Genomic DNA, 18,491 nt, shown 5'->3' with positions numbered 1-18,491 from the left:
GGGGCCCCGGGCTTACGCCACCGGCGTCATGGGTCCGGGGGGGTTGTTGGGCCGCCCCCCCCGGGGGGGGGCCCCGCCCCCCCCCCGGGGGGGGGGGGGGGCGGGCCCGACGGCGCGACCGGGGGTCAGTCGCGGGTCAGCTTCTTGTAGCTCGCCCGGTGCGGGCGGGCCGCGTCGGCGCCGAGGCGCTCGATCTTGTTCTTCTCGTAGGACTCGAAGTTGCCCTCGAACCAGAACCACTTGCTCTCGCCCTCGTAGGCGAGGATGTGGGTGGCCACCCGGTCCAGGAACCAGCGGTCGTGGGAGATGACCACGGCGCAGCCGGGGAACTCCAGCAGCGCGTTCTCCAGCGAGGACAGGGTCTCGACGTCGAGGTCGTTGGTCGGCTCGTCGAGGAGCAGCAGGTTGCCGCCCTGCTTGAGGGTCAGCGCCAGGTTGAGGCGGTTGCGCTCACCACCGGAGAGCACCCCGGCCGGCTTCTGCTGGTCCGGGCCCTTGAAGCCGAACGCGGACACGTAGGCCCGGGACGGCATCTCGACCTGGCCGACGTTGATCCAGTCCAGACCGTCGGAGACGACCTCCCAGAGGGTCTTCTTCGGGTCGATGTTGGCCCGGCTCTGGTCGACGTAGCTGATCTTGACGGTCTCGCCGACCTTGACCGTGCCGCCGTCCGGGGTCTCCAGGTCCTGGAGCATCTTGAACAGCGTGGTCTTGCCGGCGCCGTTGGGGCCGATCACGCCGACGATGCCGTTGCGCGGCAGGGTGAAGCTCAGGTCGTCGATCAGGATCTTCTCGCCGAAGGCCTTCTTCAGGTGGTCGACCTCGATGACGACGCTGCCCAGGCGCGGGCCCGGCGGGATCTGGATCTCCTCGAAGTCCAGCTTCCGCATCTTGTCGGCCTCGGCCGCCATCTCCTCGTAACGGGCGAGGCGGGCCTTCGACTTGGCCTGGCGGCCCTTGGCGTTGGAGCGGACCCACTCCAACTCCTCCTTGAGCCGCTTGGCGCGCTTGGCGTCCTTCTGGCCCTCGACCTTGAGACGGGTCTGCTTGGTCTCCAGGTAGGTGGAGTAGTTGCCCTCGTACGGGTAGGCGCGGCCGCGGTCGAGCTCCAGGATCCACTGGGCGACGTTGTCCAGGAAGTACCGGTCGTGGGTGACGGCGACGACGGTTCCGGGGTACTTCTCCAGGTGCTGCTCCAGCCAGTTCACCGACTCGGCGTCCAGGTGGTTGGTGGGCTCGTCGAGCAGCAGCAGGTCGGGCTGCTCCAGCAGCAGCTTGCACAGCGCGACGCGGCGGCGCTCACCGCCGGAGAGCTTGGTGACCGGCCAGTCGCCGGGGGGGCAGCCCAGCGCGTCCATGGCCTGCTCCAGCTGGACGTCGAGGTCCCAGGCGTTGGCGTGGTCCAGGTCCTCCTGGAGGGTGCCCATCTCGGCGAGCAGCTCGTCGGAGTAGTCGGTCGCCATCAGTTCGGCGATCTCGTTGAACCGGTCGAGCTTGGCCTTGATCTCCTTGACGCCGTCCTGGACGTTCTCCAGGACCGTCTTGGTCTCGTCGAGCGGGGGCTCCTGCTGGAGCATGCCGACGGTGAAGCCCGGCGAGAGGAAGGCGTCGCCGTTGGAGGGCTGGTCGAAGCCCGCCATCATCCGCAGCACGGTCGACTTACCGGCGCCGTTGGGGCCGACGACGCCGATCTTCGCCCCGGGGAGGAAGCTGAGCGTCACGTCGTCAAGGATGACCTTGTCGCCGTGTGCCTTGCGCACCTTGCGCATGGTGTAGATGTATTCCGCCACGTTGAGATCGCTCCGGCGTCGTCGTGAGTAATCGGCTTGCAGCCTTCCATTGTGCCGTAAGGCCGGGACGGTCCCGAACGCCCGTCGGGGCGCCCGCCGTCCACCGGGCCGCCGGCCGCGGACGGCCCGGTCAAGCGGACGGCCCCGCCCCCCGGGCTCGGGAGGCGGGGCCGTCCCCGTCCCGGCGCGGGGGCCGGGACGGGTTCAGCGCGTCGTTCAGGAGGCGCGGCTGTGGCGGCCGCGGCGGCGCAGGCCGTAGACCGCGGCACCGCCGGCGAGGAGCAGCGCGCCGGCCGCGGCGGCGGTCAGGCCGGTGCCCATGCCACCGCCGGTGGAGGCCAGCTCGGGGCCGGTCGGGCTGACCGACGGGACCGGGGAGGCCGGGGCCGGGGCCGAGGCGGAGGTCGACGGCGCCGGCGTCTGGGTGGAGCTGTCGGTCTTGCAGTTCAGCAGGCCGGTGAACTGCTTGCTGAAGCCCTCGGGGCCGGTGACGGTGAAGTCGTACTTCTCGTCCTCCTTGACCGGCAGGGTGACGGCCTGGGTGCCGCCCGGCTTGACCGTGTAGTCCTTGCCGGCGACCTTGAAGGCCGCGTCCTTGTCGCCCTTGTTGCCGAGGGTGACCACCAGGGCGCCCTTGGCGCAGTCGACCACGGCGTCGGCGGTCGGCACCGCGCCGAGGCCCCAGCTGACGTCGGCCTTGGCGGAGACCGGGACGGTGCCCTCGCCGGCCAGGATCAGGGTCTGGCTGGGCTTGCCCTTGATCTCGCCGACGAAGGCGCGGCCGACGGAGGAGGTGGCGGTGCCCTCGGCGGTGATGGCGGCGTGCCCGGCGGGGGTGTCGGCCGGGACCTTGGCGTAGATCTTGTCGCCGGACTTCACGGACTTGAGCTCGGCGCCCTTGTCGTCCACCAGGGAGACCTTGGCGTCGGTGCCGGACTTGCCGAGGCTGACCTTGACGGAGGCGGTGCCGCCGCCGGCGGTGACGGTGATCGGGCCCAGGGTGCTCCCGGACTTGCCGCCGACCGAGGCCGGGTCGAGGCTCAGCGTCGGCTTGGGCTCGCTGCCCTCGCCCTTCGCGTTGGCCTGCGCGATCAGCCACTTGGTGAACGCGATGGCCTCGTCGTCGGCCTGCGTGATCGGGACGCTCGGGTCCGAGAAGGACCAGATCGCGACCTGGGTCGCGGCAGCGGCGTCGGCCTTGCTGAGGTTCTTGACGCCCGATTCGGCGATCAGCTTGTCGACGCCGACGGCCGGGAAGGAGTTCTTGAGGATCCAGAGGATCTTCGAGCCGGCACCGGGCTTGTTCTTCAGCGAGCTGGAGTCCCAGCTGGTCTCCTGGTACTGGGCGTCCCAGGAGGCGTCGTTCAGCAGGTCGATGCAGTAGACCGGCAGCCGCGCCTCGCCGTCGCCGATCTGGATGAAGAAGGGCCCGGCCTCCACCTGACGCGGCCGGCCGCCGTTCTTCGGGTCGGGGTAGGTGACGTACTCCTTGTCGTCGGAGCCCTTGACGATCTTCGCCGTGACTCCCGACGTGCTGCCGGCCGCGGCAGCCGCACCGGCCGCGAGCAGGCCCGAGCCGACCGTGAGACCGGACGCGAGCATGACAGCTACGATGCGGGAGACAGCCCGCCCCTGGTTGTGGAACATGTGGATCCCTCCGGGCGGCGACGTGCCAGCGGCAACCCGCCCCCTGCAAAGCGGCGCTCCCTGTGGCGCCGCTGCACGTGTGTGGACCAGACGCATCCTATTGACGGGATCCGGCCACTCCAGAGCCGTAGCGAATCAGGACGATATCGTGGCTGTTCCGTTATCAAGGAGCCGCCCGGCAGCGCGGGTTGATGAGTCGACATAAAGCCACGGGGCGCCGCCGCGGCAATCAGGATTGCACTCCCGGGCTCAAGAAGTGCCCGGAATCCGTCAGTTCAGAACCTCCTGCGCCACATCCGCACCCCCCTCCTCCGGCGCACCGCCGCCGGCCGCACCGGCCCCCTCCGCCCCGCGCCGGGCCGCGACCGCCGCCACGATCCACTCCGGAACGGCCTCCTCCACCAGCCGCACCGCGCGCGGCCCGCCCGCCCCGGCGGCACCGACGGCACCGGGGCCCGGACCGCCCGCGCCCGGGCCGCCCGTACCCGAACCGCCCTGCTGCGGCGGCGACTTCCCCTCCAGGCCGCGCCGGAACGCGGAGGTGCCGCGGGCCAGGTCGTGGCCGACCGAGCGGGCGTCGATCTCCACCTCCACCCGCCGGCTCCCCTCCTCCCCCCACTCGCGCACCCGCAGCCGCCCGCTCACCAGCAGCGGATCGCCCTTGTTCACCGAGCTGACCACGTTGACCGCCAGCCGCCGCCAGGCCACCACCGTCACCCAGGTCGTCTCGCCCTCCGTCCAGTCGCCGCGCTCGCGGTCGTAGCGCCGCTCCCGGGCGGCGAGCCGGAAGTTCGCCACCGCCACCCCGCCGGGCGTCTCCCGGTACGTCACGCCCGACGCGGCGTTGCCGACGATCGTCACCAGTGCCTCGTCCATTCCCGCCTCCGTTCCCGGCCGCCGAGGTCGGCGCCCTTTCCCGGCGGATTCCCCGCCGGGAAAGATCCTCCGGCTTCCGGGAAATCCGCACCAGCGCCTTCCGCCTGCCTGTGGAAAACCCGGGGCTGTGGAAAACCGGAGTACCTCTCCCGAGTGAATCGGGGCGCTTTTCGGTCGGAAATCGACCATTTGAATGCCGTGCTCACGACAACAACCCGGCTCCGCCGCCGAATACCGCCGACCCGGCCCCGCCGACCGCCCCGGACGCCCTCCCCCGCACCCCGCCCGGTCCGCCCCGTCCGCCCCCTTCCGCCGCAAGGACCGTTCGGGCACCCCGCTCGACCACCCCTTCCGGCAGCCGCCCGCACACCCGGTGGCCACCTCGGGGCCACCGCCGAAACCACGAACGAGTGAGCCCCCGACTCGCCCCGTCCATGTCATCCGACCGATGGAACCCCTAAACGCGCCCCCACCCGCGGGCCGCACCGGGCGATTGTCCGCGCCGAATGCATAACGGGTCAGGTCGCAGCCCCGTAACGAGTGCACAACGTCCCGCCCCGAGAGCCGGTAGAACGCTGCACTCCCCGGCACTACCTGCGATTATCGGACCGCCCCGCGGAGGCCGACACACCTCGGTCCGGTCTGCGAAGTCGGGGCGGCGGAACTGAACACCCGTATCCTGTCCCGGAACATCCCGTCCCGGCCCAGGCCCGGCAAGCGGGCCGACGTCAGCACCCCGGCCCCCATAGCTCAGCGGATAGAGCACCCGCCTTCTAAGCGGTAGGTCGCAGGTTCGAATCCTGCTGGGGGCGCCCACCCACTCCGACCGGCCGTGATCGCACAGCGTGAGCGCTCCGCCACCGCGGCCCGGGCGAACCGGCCGACCGCCCGGTCATCCCTCCCCCGCCGCCAGGCCCGCCAGGAAGTCGTCCAGCAGGGCGCGCTGGCGCGCGGGCGGGAACTCCTCGGGGGCGAAGAGCGCCTGCACCACCAGCCCCAGGGCGAAGGACTGGGCCAGCGCGGCCAGGTCGGCGGCCGGGCGGCCGGCGGGGAGGTCGCCGAGCTCCTGGGCCTGGGCGCAGAGTTCGGCCATCCGCCGGCGGGCCCGGCGGTAGCGCTCGGCGTGTCCGGCGGTGAGCGCGGGGTCGCCGAGGGCCGCGTCCCAGGAGCCGACCCAGATCCGGTTGCCGGCCTCGCCCTCCGCGTCCAGCGGGAGGATGTCGAGCAGCGCGGCGCGCAGCACGGGCAGGCCGCGGGCGGCTGCCGCGGCCTCGGTGGCGGGGCGGCGGCGTTCGGCGGCCTGCCGGTCGAGGACCTCCAGCGCGTGGGCGACCAGGGCGCGCTTGTGCGGGAAGTAGTGGGTGAGCAGCCCGGTGGAGGCGCCCAGTTCGGCGGCCACGGCGCGCAGGGTGAGGCCGCCGAAGCCGCGGTCGGCGAGGACCCGCCAGACCGCCTCCGAGACGTCGCGCCGGCGGGCTTCGTGGTCGCCCCGTGCGGGTGGAGTCATGCGCGCTAGGGTACATACCCAACGTTTGTTACGTACCGTCGAGGGGATGCCGATGTACGCCGTAGCGCTCGCCGAGGACGCCGAGCTCCGCCCGTTGGAGCCCTGGCAGGCCGAGGAGTTCCTGGAGCACATGGACCGGGCCCGGGCCGGGATCGATCCGTGGATCCCGTGGGCGACCCGCAGCACCGATCTGGAGTCCGCCCGCGCGACGCTGCGGAAGTTCGCCGACAAGCAGGCCGCCGACGCCGGGCGGATCCACGGGATATGGCTGGAGGGCACGCTGGTCGGCGGCGTGATGTTCGTCCAGTTCGACGCGGCGGCCGGGGTCTGCGAGATCGGGGTGTGGACCGAGCCCGCCGCCCAGGGCCGCGGCCTGGTCACCTCGGCCGCCCGCCACCTGCTGGACTACGCGCTGGTCGAACGCGGCCTGTACCGCGCCGAGTGGTGGAACAGCACCGTCAACCTGCGCAGCCGGGCGTGCGCCCGGCGCCTGGGCATGACGCTGGACGGCACGCTCCGCAAGCACACCGAACACCTCGGCGTCCGGCTGGACTTGGAGATCTGGTCGATGCTGGCCCCGGAGTGGCGGGCGCTGCGCGCGGGCGCGGCGGACTGACCCCGCCCGGGTTGACGCGGATCACGTGGCCCGGCCGGCGTCCGCGTGAAAGGCTGACGGCCCGCCCGGCTCCGTCCCCCGAGAGGCCCGTCATGCCCGCGAGCACCGCCCACCCGCTGGACCGCCCGGGCCCGGGGGACGTCGAACTGCCCCCGGGCGCGCCGGGCCTGCGCTGCTGGGTGGGCGCGGACCGGGTGGCCACGCTGCTGCTGGACCGGCCCGAGCGGCGCAACGCGGTGACCGACGCGATGTGGCGGGCGCTGCCGGAGGTGCTGGCGGCGCTGGAGCGGCGCCCGGACGTCCGGGTGCTGGTGCTGACCGGCGCGGCGGGCGCGTTCTCGGCGGGCGCGGACATCGCGGAGCTGGCCGGGGTGTACGCCGATCCGGCCGCCGCCGACGCGTACCACGCCCGGAACGTGGCCGCCGAGGAGGCGCTGGCGGCGTTCCCGCGCCCGACGCTGGCGGTGGTCCGGGGCGCCTGCGTGGGCGGCGGCTGCCAGTTGGCGCTCGCCTGCGACCTGCGGCTGGCCGCCGAGGACGCCCGGCTCGGCGTCACTCCGGCGAAGCTGGGCGTGGTGTACCCGGCGGTGCCGACGCTGCGGCTGGCCGCGCTGGTGGGCCCGGCCCGGGCCAAGTACCTGCTGTTCTCGGGCGAGTTGCTGCCGGCCGCCCGCGCGGAGTCGTTCGGCCTGCTGGACGAGGTGGTCCCGGCGGCCGCCCTGGACGCCCGGGCGCGGGAGTTCGCCCGGTTGCTGGCGGCGCGTTCGCCGCAGACGATCGGCGCGGCGAAGGCGGTGCTGTCGGCCGCTCCGGCGGACGCGGCGGCCGCGCTGGCGCCCTGGGAGCGCGCGTCCCGGACGGCGCCGGACGTCCACGAGGGCCTGGCCGCGTTCCTGGAGCGCCGCGCACCGAGGTTCTGACCGCACCGCCCGCGCCGGACTCCCGGCCCGCCGTGGTGCTGGTGGGCTGGTCCCGCGTGGTGCTGCGGGACCACACCCCGGCCCGGACGGCGGTCGGTTCGGTGGTGGGCGCGCTCGCCGCCGGGCTGACCTTCTGGGCCGCACGCTGACGGGCCGACCCCGGCGGGCCGCCCGCCGACGGACCGGCCCCCGGCGGGCCGCCCGTCGACGTCCCGTCAGCGGATCGGCGCGCCCGAGACGGCCCGGGCGATGACCAGCCGCTGGATCTCGCTGGTGCCCTCGAAGACGGTGTAGATGGCGCTGTCCCGGTGCATCCGCTCGACCGGGTACTCCCGGGTGAAGCCGTTGCCGCCGAGGATCTGCATGGCCTGGGTGGTGACGAACTTCGCGGTCTCCCCGGCGTACAGCTTGGACATCGAGCCCTCGGCGCTGGTGAACGGCCGGTTGTTGACGGCCATCCAGGAGGCCCGCCAGACCAGCAGCCGGGCGGCGTCGATCCGGGTCTTCATGTCGGCGAGCTGGAACGCGACGCCCTGGTTCTCGATGATCGGCCGGCCGAACTGGACGCGCGTCTTCGCGTAGTCGAGGGCGACCTCGTACGCGGCCCGGGCGATGCCGACGGCCTGCGCGCCCACGGCGGGCCGGGAGGCCTCGAAGGTGGCCATGGCGGCGTTCCCGCCGCTGCCCCGGGTGCCTTCGCGGGCCCGGGCGAGGCGGGCGTCGAGCTTCTCCTTGCCGCCGAGCAGGCAGTGCCCGGGGACGCGGACGCCGTCGAGGACGACCTCGGCGGTGTGCGAGGCGCGGATGCCGTGCTTCTTGAACTTCTGGCCCTGGCTGAGGCCCTTGGTGCCGGGCGGGACGATGAAGGAGGCCTGGCCGCGGGCGCCGAGCTCGGGGTCGACGGTGGCGACGACCACGTGCACGTGCGCGATGCCGCCGTTGGTGGCCCAGGTCTTGGTGCCGTTCAGCACCCACTCGTCCTTGGCCTCGTCGTACACGGCGCGGGTGCGCAGCGCGGAGACGTCGGAGCCGGCGTCGGGCTCGGAGGAGCAGAACGCGGCGAGCTTGACGTCCTCGGGGGTGCCGAACATCTGCGGGGCCCAGGTGCCGATCTGCTCGTCGGTGCCGTTGGCGAGCACGGCGACGGCGGCCAGCGTGGTGCCGGTGATGGCGAGGCCGATGCCGGCGTCGCCCCAGAACAGTTCCTCCATGGCGATCGGGATGCCGACGCCGGACGGGTCGAAGAACTGCTGGGCGTAGAAGTCGAGCGAGTAGATGCCCAGCTTGGCGGCCTCCTGGATGATCGGCCAGGGGGTCTCCTCGCGTTCGTCCCACTCCGCGGCGGCGGGGCGGACGACGTCGGCGGCGAAGCCGTGCAGCCAGTCGCGGACGGCGAGCTGGTCCGGCCCGGGGTCGAGCGAGAAGGTGGTCATGTCGGCCTCCAGGGGACGGCGGTACGGGCCGGAGGGTCCGCGCCACTGCGCTGTTACCTCCGGTAACATGGCGGCGAGTCTGCTACCGATAGGTAACCGCTGTCAACGCCCGACGAGCCGCCTACCCGCCCGCACGAGGAGCAGCGCATGACCACCGAACCCCGCCGCGAACAACTGCTCGACGCCGCCGACCGGGTCGTCCAGCGCGAGGGCCCGAGCGCCAGCATGAACGCGATCGCCGCCGAGGCCGGCATCACCAAGCCGATCCTGTACCGGCACTTCGGCGACCGGAACGGCCTGATCGGCGCGCTGACCGCGCGCCACACCGCCGGCCTGCTGGCCGCCGTCCGCGCGGCGCTGAACGAGCCGCTGGAGCGCCGCGACCGGGTCGAGCACGTGCTGGACGTCTACCTGGCCGCCATCGAGTCCCGCCCGCAGGTGTACCGGCTGCTCACCCACCCCGAGCCCGGCGACCCGACCGGCGCGGGCAACGCGCTGGCGCCCGCGCTGCGGCAGATCGCCGGGGAGATCACCCGCGCCATCCAGCAGCAGATCGACCTGGGCCAGGACGGCCCGCTGCTCTCCGAGACCTGGGGCCGCTCGATCACCGGCATGGTGCTGGCCGCCGGCGACTGGTGGCTGGAGACCCGCCCCTGCCCGCGCGCCCGGATGGTGCAGGCCCTCGCCGACCTGCTGTGGGGCCGGCTCTCCGCGGCCGCCGACCTGCCGCCGATGCTGGCCGCCCCGGAGGCCTGACCCCGCCCGGCCCCCCGGGAAACATGAGGACGTCTCACCTCTTGTGCGGGGGTGGTGTCTCCGGCAGGATCGGCGCACCCCGCCCCGCCCACGCCGTGAGGTGCCCCCGTGCGCGTCCGCCGCTCCGCCGCCGCCCTGCTGCTCACCGCCGCCGCCGTCCTCGGCACCGTCTCGGCCGGCCCGCCGCCCGCCGCCGGCCACGGCCCGTCGGGCCCGGGCCCGTTCGACGGCCGCCGGGTCTCCTCGACCACCCTCGCCGACGGCCGCACCGCCTTCACCGACGCCCGCGGCCGGGTCCTGGACCTGCGCGGCTTCAACCTCGACAAGTACGACGAGACCACCGAGGCCGACCTGCGCGCACTCGCCGCGAACGGCTTCGGCCTGGTCCGGATCGCGGTCTCCTGGGCCCGCCTCGAACCCGCCCGCGGCCACTACGACCGGGCCCGGCTCGACCGGCTGGGACAGCTCCTGGACTGGGCCGGGAAGTACCGCCTGTACGCCGTCGTCGACTTCCACCAGGACGTCTACGGCCAGTACTTCCTCGGCGGCGACGGCGGCGCCCCCGCCTGGGCCACCCGCGACGACGGCCTGCCCTTCGTCCCCGACCCGGCCGACTGGTTCGCCGGGTACTTCCAGCCGGCCGTCCAGGCCGCCTTCCGCCACCTGTACGACGACCCCGACCTGCGCCGCGCCCAGACCGACCTGTACACCACCGTCGCCCGCGAACTGCGCGGCAAGCGCGCCCTGCTGGGCTACGACCTGTTCAACGAGCCGTTCGGCCCGCTCGACGGCGACCCCGCCGACCCGGCCGTGCTGGCCGCCGCCTCCGCCGAGCTCGAACGGGGCCGGCTCGCCGCGATGTACCGCCGGCTGATCGGCGCCGTCCGCCGGGCCGACCAGGACGCCTGGCTGTTCGTCGAGCCGACCGTCCTGGTCGGCCAGGGCGTCCCCACCAGCCTGCCCGGCTTCGCCGACCCCCGCCCCGGCGCCGACCGGATCGGCTACGCCCCGCACTTCTACGACACCGCCGTCGAGGCCGGCCGGGACTGGGACCCGGCCGGCGGCTTCGTCGAGGCCTACACCGCCGCCGTCACCGCCTACCCCGCCGCCCACCGCCTGCCGGTCCTGGTCGGCGAGTGGGGCCCGCCCTCCGCCGCCACCCCCGGCAACGCCGAACTGGTCCGCCGTCAGGTCGCCGCCATGCGCGCCTTCGCCGCCGGCTGGACCATGTGGTACTGGTGCCGCGGCACCGGCGGCTACTGCGCCCTCACCCCGGACGGCCGTCCGGCCCCGGGCTACGGCCCGGTCTTCACCGGGTGAACACCGGTGCCCCGCCCCCGCGAGGGGCGCGGGGCACCGCGCTACGCCAGCCCGCGCCGGGCGAGCAGCGGCCCGATCTCCGGCTCCCGCCCCAGCACGTCCCGCACGCTCTCCAGCGCGTCCCGGCTCCCGCCGCGCGCCAGCAGCCGCTCGCGGAACAGCTGCCCGCTCTCCCGCACGCCGCGCCCGTTCGTACCGAACCACTCGACGGTGTCGGCGTCCAGCACCTCGGACCAGATGTACGCGTAGTACCCGGCGCTGTACCCGTTCGAGAACACGTGGTTGAAGTACCCGGTGCGGTAGCGCGGCGGCACCGCCGCGACCGCGACGCCCGCCTCGGCGAGCGCCCGGGCCTCGAACTCCTCGGCGTCCGCGACGACCGGGTCGGCGGCGGTGCGGGTGTGCCAGGCCCAGTCGAGCAGCGCGGCCGAGAGGTACTCGACCGTCCGGAAGCCCTGCCCGTAGTTCTCGGCGGCGAGCATCCGCTCGACCACGGCGGCGTCCAGCGGTTCGCCGGTCTCGTGGTGGCGGGCGTAGTTCGCGAGCACCTCGGGCCGGGTCATCCACATCTCGTTGACCTGGGACGGGAACTCGACGAAGTCGCGCGGCACCTCGGTCCCGGCGAACGAGGGGTACTCGACGTCCGAGAACAGGCCGTGCAGCGCGTGCCCGAACTCGTGGAACAGGGTACGCACCTCGTCCCAGCTGAGCAGCGCCGGCTCGCCGGGGGCCGGGCGGGCGACGTTCAGGTTGTTGACGACCACCGGGCGGGTGCCCAGCAGCCGGGACTGCGCCACGAGTTCGTTCATCCAGGCGCCGCCGCGCTTGGACTCGCGGGCGTGGAAGTCGCCGATGAACAGGCCGAGCCCGCCGCCGTCCGCGTCGTGGACCTCGAAGACCCGGGCGTCGGGGTGGTAGGCGGTCAGGTCGGGCCGCTCGGTGAACGACAGCCCGTAGGCGAGGTGGGCGGCGAAGAAGACGCCGTCCCGCAGCACCCGCTCCAGCTCGAAGTACGGGCGCAGCGCGGCGGTGTCCACGTCGTAGCGCTCGGCGCGGACCTTCTCCGCGTAGAACGCCCAGTCGTGGGCGGCGAGTTCGCCGATCCCGTCGGCGGCCGCGGCTACGGCCAGGTCGGCGGCCTCGCGCTCGGCGTTGGCGACGGCGGGGGCGACCAGGCGGCCGAGCATCGCGCCGACCGCTTCGGTGGTGCCGGCGGTCTCGTCGGCGACCACGTACGAGGCGTGGGTCGGGTGGCCGAGCAGGGCGGCGCGTTCGGCGCGCAGCGCGGCCATCTTGGCGGCGAGCGGGCCGTTGGTGTCGAGGCCGCGGCGCAGCGAGGCGGTGAGCAGGCGCTCGCGCAGGGCGCGGTCGGTGAGGGCGGCGAGTTCGCTCTGGTTGGAGAAGTTCTTCAGGCTGAGCACCCAGCGGCCGTCCTGGCCGAGGGCACGGGCGTTCTCGGCGGCGGCGGCGACGGCGGCGGCGGGCAGGCCGTCGAGGGCGTCGGCGCTGTCCACGGCGACCGCGCCGGCCAGCGAGGCCTCGTGCGTGTTCCGGCGGAACGCGGCGGCGTCGGAGGCGAGTTCGGCGTTGATCTCGCGCAGCCGGCGCTGGCCGTCGGCGTCCAGGCGGGCGCCGGCCCGGACGAAGGCGGTGTGCCGGCGCTCCAGCAGGCGCAGCGACTCGGCGTCCAGGCCGAGGCCGTGGCGGGCCGCGTGCAGGGCGTCGAGGCGGGCGAACAGGGCCGCGTCGAGGTGGATCGCGTCGGCGTGCGCGGCCAGCAGGGGGCTGATCTCGGCGTCGATCTCCTGGACGCCGGGGGTGGTGTCGGAGGCGTCCTGGTTGAAGAAGACCGCCGAGACCCGGCGCAGTACCGCTCCCGAACGCTCCAGCGCCACCACGGTGTTGTCGAAGGTCGGCGGCTCGGGGTTCGCCGCGATGGCGGCGGTCTCGGCGAGCTGGTCGGCCATGCCCCGGTCGAAGGCGGGGCGGTAGTGCTCTTCCCGGATCTCGGCGAAGGGCGGGAGCTCGTACACCAGGGTGCTGGGCGAGAAGAAGGGGTTGTCGCTCATGGACGCGACCCTACGGCTCCCGGGGTCGTGGCGGAACACCGTCACGACAAGCCGCCACCGGGGCGGCCGGTTGCGCTCCTCCCGCCCCCGGCCGCCGTCCGGCACCGGTCCGTTCGTCCACCGCCCGGCGCCGCCTGACGTCGCCTGTCAGTGCCGGCGGCTACCGTCGACAGGTCCTGCCTGACGGCCCGGAACGCACCCGTTCCGTCCCGGCCGTCCCGTCCCGCGTCCGCGAGGAGCCGCCGCCCGTGCGCTACGCCCTGGTGCCCGACCCGCACGGCCCCGGCGGCCGGCTGCAGCCGCTCGGGGAGGACGGCGCGCCGCTGGGCCCGCCGGAGCCCGCGCCGAGGCTGGCCGAGGCGGTGGCGGCGGTGGAGGCGGCGCACGCCCCGCGCTGGGTGTGGCCGACGGCGGAGGCCGGGTACGGGCCGCTGCTGGCCGCGCTGCCGGTCCGGTTGGCGCGCTGCCACGACCTGCGGCTGACGGAGGCGCTGCTGCTGGGCCAGGAGGGCCGGTTCGGGTCGCCGCGTTCGCTGGGCGCGGCCTGGTCGCGGCTGCGCGGGCTGCCGGTGCCGGCCGACCTGCCGGAGGGCGCGCTGCCCGACGAGGACGGCCTGTTCGCCCCGGACCGGCTGCAACTCCCGCCGGGGACGGACGCGTTGGAGGCCACCGTGGCGGTCCACGCGGAGCAGCTGCGGCGGTTGGCGGCGATCGCCGACCCGGCGGCCCGCTCCCGGTTCCGGCTGCTGGTGGCGGCGGAGTCGGCGGGCGCGCTGCTGGCCTGCGAGATGGCGCACGACGGCCTGCCCTGGCGCGCGGACGTGCACGACGCGCTGCTGACCGAGCTGCTGGGCCCGCGCCCGACCCTTCCGGGCACCCAGCCGGCGAAGCTCGCCGAGCTGGCCCTGGAGGTGCAGCGGGCGCTCGGCTCCCGACCGTTCAACCCGGATTCGCACACCCAGGTGATCAAGGCGTTCGCGGACCGGGGCGTCCAGCTCTCCTCGACCCGCTCCTGGGAGTTGAAGGCGGTCGACCACCCGGCGGCGGCCCTGCTGGTGCGCTACAAGGAGCTGTCCCGGCTGCACGCGGCGCACGGCTGGGCCTGGCAGGCGGCCTGGGCGCGCGGCGGCCGGTTCCGCCCGGAGTACGTGGTGGGCGGCGTGGTGACCGGCCGCTGGGCCTCGCGCGGCGGCGGCGCGCTGCAGATCCCGCGCACCCTGCGCCGCGCGGTGGTCGCCGACCCGGGCTGGCTGCTGGTGGTCGCGGACGCGGCCCAGCTGGAGCCCCGGGTGCTGGCCGCCCTGTCCGGCGACGCGGGCCTGGCCCGGACGGCGGCGGGCGGCGACCTGTACGCGGCGCTGGCCGCGTCCGCGTTCCACGGCGACCGGGAGCAGGCCAAGCTCGGCCTGCTCGGCGCGATGTACGGCCAGACCGGCGGCGGCATCGGCCCGCTGCTGAACACGCTGCGCCGCCGCTACCCGGCCGCGATGGGGTACGTGGAGGCGGCGGCCCGCACCGGGGAGGACGGCGGCGTGGTCTCCTCCCGGCTGGGCCGGGTCTGCCCGCCGCCCTCGGCGGACTGGCTCGACCTGACGGAGGCCCCGGAGTCCGGCGAGGCGGGCGGCCGCTCGGCGCGCGCCCGGGGCCGCTTCACCCGGAACTTCGTCATCCAGGGCAGCGGCGCCGACTGGGCGCTGGCCCTGCTCGCCGCGCTGCGCCGCCGGCTGGCCGCCCTGCGCTCCGGCGGCGACCGCCCGCACCTGGTCTTCTTCCAGCACGACGAGGTCGTCGTGCACACCCCCGCGGACCTCGCCGACACCGTGGCCGCCGCCGTCGCCGGGGCCGCCGAGGAGGCCACCGCCCTGGTCTTCGGCGACACCCCGGTCCGCTTCCCGCTCACCACCGCCGTGGTGGACTGCTACGGCGACGCGAAGTGAGCCCGTCCTCCCCGGCCCCTACCCGGGCGCGTCCGGGGCGGGCCGGGTGACCAGGAGCAGCAGGGCGTCGTCGCCGAGTTCGCCGCCGGCGTGGGCGAGCAGGTCGGCGTAGAGGCGGGCGACGGCGGCGTCGAGGTCGGCGAGGGAGCGCCAGCCGTCGCGGACCAGCGGGCCGACCCGTTCGGCGAGCGGGTAGAACGCGCCGTCGCGGTGGCCCTTGGCCTCGACCACGCCGTCGGTGCAGAGCACCAGGACGTCGCGCGGGCCGAACGGCACGGCGGCGGGGCGGGGGCGGCCGGCGACCAGGTGCCCGAGGCCGAGCGGCACCCAGGGGTCGGCGAAGTCGACGGTCTCGCTGCTCCCGTCGGCGTGCACCCGCACCGGCGGGACGTGGCCGAGGTGCAGCAGGTCGACGCTGCCGGGCTCGCGGAAGCCGGCGAACATCGCGGTGGTGAACTCCCCGTCGGGGACGTGCCGGCGCATGCTGGCCTCGATCCGCCCGGCGACGTCGGGCAGCGCCTCCTCGTCGTACGCGGCCTCCCGGAACGCGCCGAGCACCACCGCGGCGGTCTGCACCGCGCCGAGCCCCTTGCCGCGCACGTCGCCGACCAGCACCCGGGTGCCGTACGGGGTGTCCAGGACGGAGTACAGGTCGCCGCCGATCCGGGCGGCGTCCGCGGCGGAGACGTACCGCACGGCCAGCCGCAGCGGTCCGACCACCGGTTCGGGCTGGCGCAGCAGCGCGCGCTGGGCGGCCTCCGCGACCGAACTGACGGCCGCGAAGGCCGCGGCTCGTCGCATCCGCAGTTCGGCGATGCCGGCGCTGAGCGCGGTGACGGCGACGTAGCCGACGATCGCGCCGTACAGGAAGCGGCTGTCGCCGAAGTCGGCGACCTGGTCGAGGTGGCTGAGCCCGAGCAGGGCCATCAGGCCGAGGAAGCAGACCGCGAGCAGTTCGCGCGGCCGCAGGGTGAGCGCGGCGACGGAGGGGACGACGACCATCAGCGAGGCGAGGTAGCGGTCGCGTCCGGAGAAGTAGTCGGCGAGCGAGACGACCGCGATGGCGGTCAGCGCGGGTGCGGCCCGGCGCAGCAGCGAGAGGTCCTGCAGGTCGGCGGCGAGCAGGGCCCGGCGCCGCCGGCTCGGCGGCACTCCGTCGGCCGGGCCGACCGGCCCGCCGTCACCGCGTCGAAGGTGCACCTTCCGAACATATCGGACCTCGGGCGGCCCCGCCCCGTCCGGCGGAACCCGGACAACCCGGGCTAAATGCCCCGAACTGTCATACCGTACGTTCACCACACGTACGCGGCGCGGAAGGGCTCCCGGATGTCCGATTACGGCACGACACCCCCGAGTTACGGCAACCCGCGCGGCCGTCCGAACGTGCCCCCGCCCCGCCGGGGCACCCCCGCCCCCACCCGCCACTGGCTCAAGGTCCTCCTGCTCGGCCTGGCCCTGTGGGCGGCCACCGTGCTGGTCACCTTCACCACCGCCAACAGCAATCTGGTGCCGACCGTCGTGCTGCTGGGCAGCTTCCTCGTGCCGGCCGCCTTCACCGTCTGGGCGTACGAGCGGTTCGCCTCGGACGTCGGCCCGGGCCGGATCCTCGCCTGCTTCGGCGTCGGCGGGGTCATCGGCGTGCTGGGCGCCTCGGTGCTGGAGACGTACCTGCTCTCGCCCTCGGTGTGGATGTACCTCGGGGTCGGCCTGATCGAGGAGGCGGTGAAGCTCTTCGCGCTGGTGGTGGTGGTCCGGAGCATCCCGGTCCGCGGCCTGCGGTACGGCCTGGTGCTGGGCGCCACCGTCGGTGCGGGCTTCGCCGCGTTCGAGAGCGCCGGGTACGCGTTCAACGCGGTGCTGACCATCCACGGCCTGTCACTGCGGAACCTGGTGGAGACCGAGATCCTGCGCGGCGTGCTCGCCCCGGTCGGCCACATCCTGTGGACCGCCATCCTCGGCGGGGTGCTGTTCCGCGAGCGCCGCGGCACGCGCTTCCGCCTCACCGCGCCGGTCCTGCTCACCTACCTGGGCGTCTCGCTGCTGCACGCGCTGTGGGACAGCATGAACGGCATCGCGGTCTGGCTGGTCGTCCGCACCACCACCAGCGACCTGCAGAAGCAGCTGTTCGCCAACGGCTACCTGCCGCAGCCCACCCAGCGGCAGGTGCACCTGTACACGCTGTACGACGTCCTCGGCCTGGTGGTGGTCTCACTGCTCGGCCTGCTCTGGCTGCGGGCGCTGGTGCGCCGCGAGGAGCGGGTGCCCGCGCCGGCCTGAGCGGTTCGGGTGGCGGACGGCGGGCGGCCCGGCGCGGTGCCGCCCGCCGTTGCCGCTCCCGGCCCGGCGCGCACTACCCTCGGGGGCGGGCCGCGGGCCGCGGGCCGCGGGCCGCGGGCCGCGGGCGCCGGAACGCGCCCCCCTCTGGACTCAATACCCCTCGGGGGTATTGTGGTCAGTGCCAGTACCGCACGCGGTCCAACGAGCGCGCGTCCTCCGGAGGTCCCCATGTCCAGCACCGTCACCTACACCGTCAGCGGGATGAGCTGCGGCCACTGCGAGAAGGCGATCAGCGGCGAGGTCTCCGCGCTGCCCGGCGTCACCTCGGTCGCCGCCGACTCCGGGGCCGGCACCGTGACCGTCACCGCCGACCCCGCCCCCAGCGACGAGCAGATCGCCGCCGCCGTGGACGAGGCCGGCTACGAACTGGTCGGCCGGGCCTCCTGACCCGCCCGCGGGGGCGGCCCGCGCCGCCCCCGCCCACCCCCTGCACCGAGCGAAGCGGACGAGCCGATGAGCAGCACCACCACCGACCCCGCGGCCGCCCCGCGCGACCGCGTCGAGCTCTCCATCGGCGGCATGACCTGCGCGTCCTGCGCCGCCCGGATCGAGAAGAAGCTCAACCGGATCGACGGCGTCGAGGCCAGCGTCAACTTCGCGACCGAGAAGGCCCGGGTGGATTTCGGCCCCGGCACCAGCGTCGCCGACCTGATCGCCACCGTCGAGCGGACCGGCTACACCGCCGAGCTCCCGCCCCCGCCCGCCGCCGCCCCCGGACCCGCGGCGGAACCGGCCGCCGAACCCGACCCGCTGCGCGAACGGCTGCTGGTCAGCGCCGTGCTCAGCGTCCCCGTCGTGCTGCTCTCGATGGTCCCGGCCCTGCAGTTCGACAACTGGCAGTGGCTGGCGTTCGCGCTGACCGGCCCGGTCGTCGTGTACGGCGGCCGGCCGTTCCACCAGGCCGCCTGGACCAACGCCCGGCACGGCGCCGCCACCATGGACACCCTGGTCTCGCTCGGCACCCTGGCCGCCTTCGGCTGGTCCGTGTGGGCACTGTTCCGGGGCCACGCCGGAATGACCGGCATGCGGCACTCCTTCGGCCTCACCGCCGGCGACACCGACGCCTCCTCCGCGCTCTACCTGGAGACCGCGGCCGCCGTCACCACCCTGATCCTGCTCGGCCGCTGGCTGGAGGCCCGCTCCAAGCGCCGGGCCGGCGCCGCCCTGCACGCCCTGCTCGACCTCGGTGCCAAGGACGTCGCCGTGCTGCGCGAGGGCCGCGAGACCCGCGTCCCGGTCGGACAGCTCGCGGTCGGCGACCGGTTCGTGGTGCGCCCCGGCGA

Annotated in this window: 15 protein-coding genes and 1 tRNA gene; 9 read left to right on the top strand and 7 right to left on the bottom strand. The window is 74.7% G+C overall.

The features are described from left to right. Positions 1-125 precede the first annotated feature (125 nt). The 3 genes from ettA to ACZ3J7_RS17510 all read right to left on the bottom strand — a co-directional run bounded on the left by ettA (position 126) and on the right by ACZ3J7_RS17510 (position 4,313). Complete coding sequence (ettA, locus tag ACZ3J7_RS17520) at positions 126-1,790, bottom strand: energy-dependent translational throttle protein EttA (protein ID WP_465621656.1); 1,665 nt, start codon at positions 1,788-1,790, stop codon at positions 126-128. Between the two features lie 216 nt (positions 1,791-2,006). Next, on the bottom strand, positions 2,007-3,392 hold the full coding sequence (locus tag ACZ3J7_RS17515; RefSeq protein WP_465621650.1) for a Cys-Gln thioester bond-forming surface protein: 1,386 nt from the start codon (positions 3,390-3,392) through the stop codon (positions 2,007-2,009). Between the two features lie 315 nt (positions 3,393-3,707). After that, positions 3,708-4,313, bottom strand: coding sequence for a single-stranded DNA-binding protein (locus ACZ3J7_RS17510; RefSeq protein ID WP_465621647.1), 606 nt, complete (start codon positions 4,311-4,313; stop codon positions 3,708-3,710). 739 nt (positions 4,314-5,052) lie between these two features. Between ACZ3J7_RS17510 and ACZ3J7_RS17505 the strand changes: the two genes are divergently transcribed. Beyond that, a tRNA-Arg gene (locus ACZ3J7_RS17505) sits at positions 5,053-5,125 on the top strand. A gap of 80 nt (positions 5,126-5,205) precedes the next feature. On the opposite strand, the gene ACZ3J7_RS17500 is transcribed toward ACZ3J7_RS17505, so the two are convergent. Then, positions 5,206-5,820 carry a TetR/AcrR family transcriptional regulator gene (locus ACZ3J7_RS17500; protein WP_465621645.1) on the bottom strand — a complete coding sequence of 205 codons (615 nt, stop codon included), beginning with the start codon at positions 5,818-5,820 and terminating at the stop codon, positions 5,206-5,208. 52 nt (positions 5,821-5,872) lie between these two features. Here ACZ3J7_RS17500 and ACZ3J7_RS17495 point away from each other — a divergent pair, with 52 nt between their 5' ends. After that, entirely contained in the window at positions 5,873-6,436 is a 564-nt protein-coding gene (locus ACZ3J7_RS17495) for a GNAT family N-acetyltransferase (protein ID WP_465622125.1), read from the top strand. Positions 6,437-6,528: 92 nt separating this feature from the next. Then, entirely contained in the window at positions 6,529-7,356 is an 828-nt protein-coding gene (locus ACZ3J7_RS17490) for an enoyl-CoA hydratase/isomerase family protein (protein ID WP_465621643.1), read from the top strand. A 215-nt stretch (positions 7,357-7,571) separates the two neighbouring features. Here the strand turns inward: ACZ3J7_RS17490 and ACZ3J7_RS17485 are convergent, their stop codons facing one another. Then, positions 7,572-8,789, bottom strand: a complete 1,218-nt coding sequence (locus ACZ3J7_RS17485) for an acyl-CoA dehydrogenase family protein (protein ID WP_465621641.1) — start codon at positions 8,787-8,789, stop codon at positions 7,572-7,574. Positions 8,790-8,936: 147 nt separating this feature from the next. Here ACZ3J7_RS17485 and ACZ3J7_RS17480 point away from each other — a divergent pair, with 147 nt between their 5' ends. After that, positions 8,937-9,545 carry a TetR/AcrR family transcriptional regulator gene (locus ACZ3J7_RS17480; protein ID WP_465621639.1) on the top strand — a complete coding sequence of 203 codons (609 nt, stop codon included), beginning with the start codon at positions 8,937-8,939 and terminating at the stop codon, positions 9,543-9,545. A gap of 108 nt (positions 9,546-9,653) precedes the next feature. Next, complete coding sequence (locus tag ACZ3J7_RS17475; RefSeq protein ID WP_465621636.1) at positions 9,654-10,865, top strand: glycoside hydrolase family 5 protein; 1,212 nt, start codon at positions 9,654-9,656, stop codon at positions 10,863-10,865. Positions 10,866-10,906: 41 nt separating this feature from the next. Here ACZ3J7_RS17475 and ACZ3J7_RS17470 read toward each other — a convergent pair whose 3' ends face one another. Next, entirely contained in the window at positions 10,907-12,286 is a 1,380-nt protein-coding gene (locus ACZ3J7_RS17470) for a M3 family metallopeptidase (protein WP_465622123.1), read from the bottom strand. Between the two features lie 896 nt (positions 12,287-13,182). Here ACZ3J7_RS17470 and ACZ3J7_RS17465 point away from each other — a divergent pair. Further along, entirely contained in the window at positions 13,183-14,871 is a 1,689-nt protein-coding gene (locus tag ACZ3J7_RS17465) for a bifunctional 3'-5' exonuclease/DNA polymerase (protein ID WP_465621634.1), read from the top strand. Between the two features lie 18 nt (positions 14,872-14,889). Here ACZ3J7_RS17465 and ACZ3J7_RS17460 read toward each other — a convergent pair whose 3' ends face one another. Beyond that, entirely contained in the window at positions 14,890-16,071 is a 1,182-nt protein-coding gene (locus ACZ3J7_RS17460) for a PP2C family protein-serine/threonine phosphatase (protein ID WP_465621632.1), read from the bottom strand. 126 nt (positions 16,072-16,197) lie between these two features. Here ACZ3J7_RS17460 and ACZ3J7_RS17455 point away from each other — a divergent pair, with 126 nt between their 5' ends. The 3 genes from ACZ3J7_RS17455 to ACZ3J7_RS17445 form a co-directional block, all read left to right on the top strand. Then, positions 16,198-17,148 carry a PrsW family intramembrane metalloprotease gene (locus ACZ3J7_RS17455; protein WP_465621630.1) on the top strand — a complete coding sequence of 317 codons (951 nt, stop codon included), beginning with the start codon at positions 16,198-16,200 and terminating at the stop codon, positions 17,146-17,148. A 228-nt stretch (positions 17,149-17,376) separates the two neighbouring features. After that, positions 17,377-17,595: a heavy-metal-associated domain-containing protein gene (locus ACZ3J7_RS17450; protein ID WP_465621628.1), complete on the top strand. Its 219-nt coding sequence runs from the start codon at positions 17,377-17,379 to the stop codon at positions 17,593-17,595. A gap of 66 nt (positions 17,596-17,661) precedes the next feature. Next, a partial coding sequence (locus ACZ3J7_RS17445) for a cation transporter (RefSeq protein ID WP_465621626.1) occupies positions 17,662-18,491 on the top strand: 830 nt, incomplete at its 3' end.

It is taken from the genome of Kitasatospora sp. NPDC015121, from assembly GCF_055562955.1.
This window is presented reverse-complemented; position numbering and strand designations above follow the sequence as displayed.

Bases quoted from the DNA above. Each gene is read 5' to 3' on its own strand.
- ACZ3J7_RS17500 (WP_465621645.1), bottom strand. From the start codon at position 5,820: ATGACTCCACCCGCACGGGGCGACCACGAAGCCCGCCGGCGCGACGTC.
- ACZ3J7_RS17510 (WP_465621647.1), bottom strand. From the start codon at position 4,313: ATGGACGAGGCACTGGTGACGATCGTCGGCAACGCCGCGTCGGGCGTG.
- ACZ3J7_RS17455 (WP_465621630.1), top strand. From the start codon at position 16,198: ATGTCCGATTACGGCACGACACCCCCGAGTTACGGCAACCCGCGCGGC.
- ACZ3J7_RS17495 (WP_465622125.1), top strand. From the start codon at position 5,873: ATGTACGCCGTAGCGCTCGCCGAGGACGCCGAGCTCCGCCCGTTGGAG.
- ACZ3J7_RS17490 (WP_465621643.1), top strand. From the start codon at position 6,529: ATGCCCGCGAGCACCGCCCACCCGCTGGACCGCCCGGGCCCGGGGGAC.
- ACZ3J7_RS17480 (WP_465621639.1), top strand. From the start codon at position 8,937: ATGACCACCGAACCCCGCCGCGAACAACTGCTCGACGCCGCCGACCGG.
- ACZ3J7_RS17450 (WP_465621628.1), top strand. From the start codon at position 17,377: ATGTCCAGCACCGTCACCTACACCGTCAGCGGGATGAGCTGCGGCCAC.
- ACZ3J7_RS17515 (WP_465621650.1), bottom strand. From the start codon at position 3,392: ATGCTCGCGTCCGGTCTCACGGTCGGCTCGGGCCTGCTCGCGGCCGGT.
- ACZ3J7_RS17485 (WP_465621641.1), bottom strand. From the start codon at position 8,789: ATGACCACCTTCTCGCTCGACCCCGGGCCGGACCAGCTCGCCGTCCGC.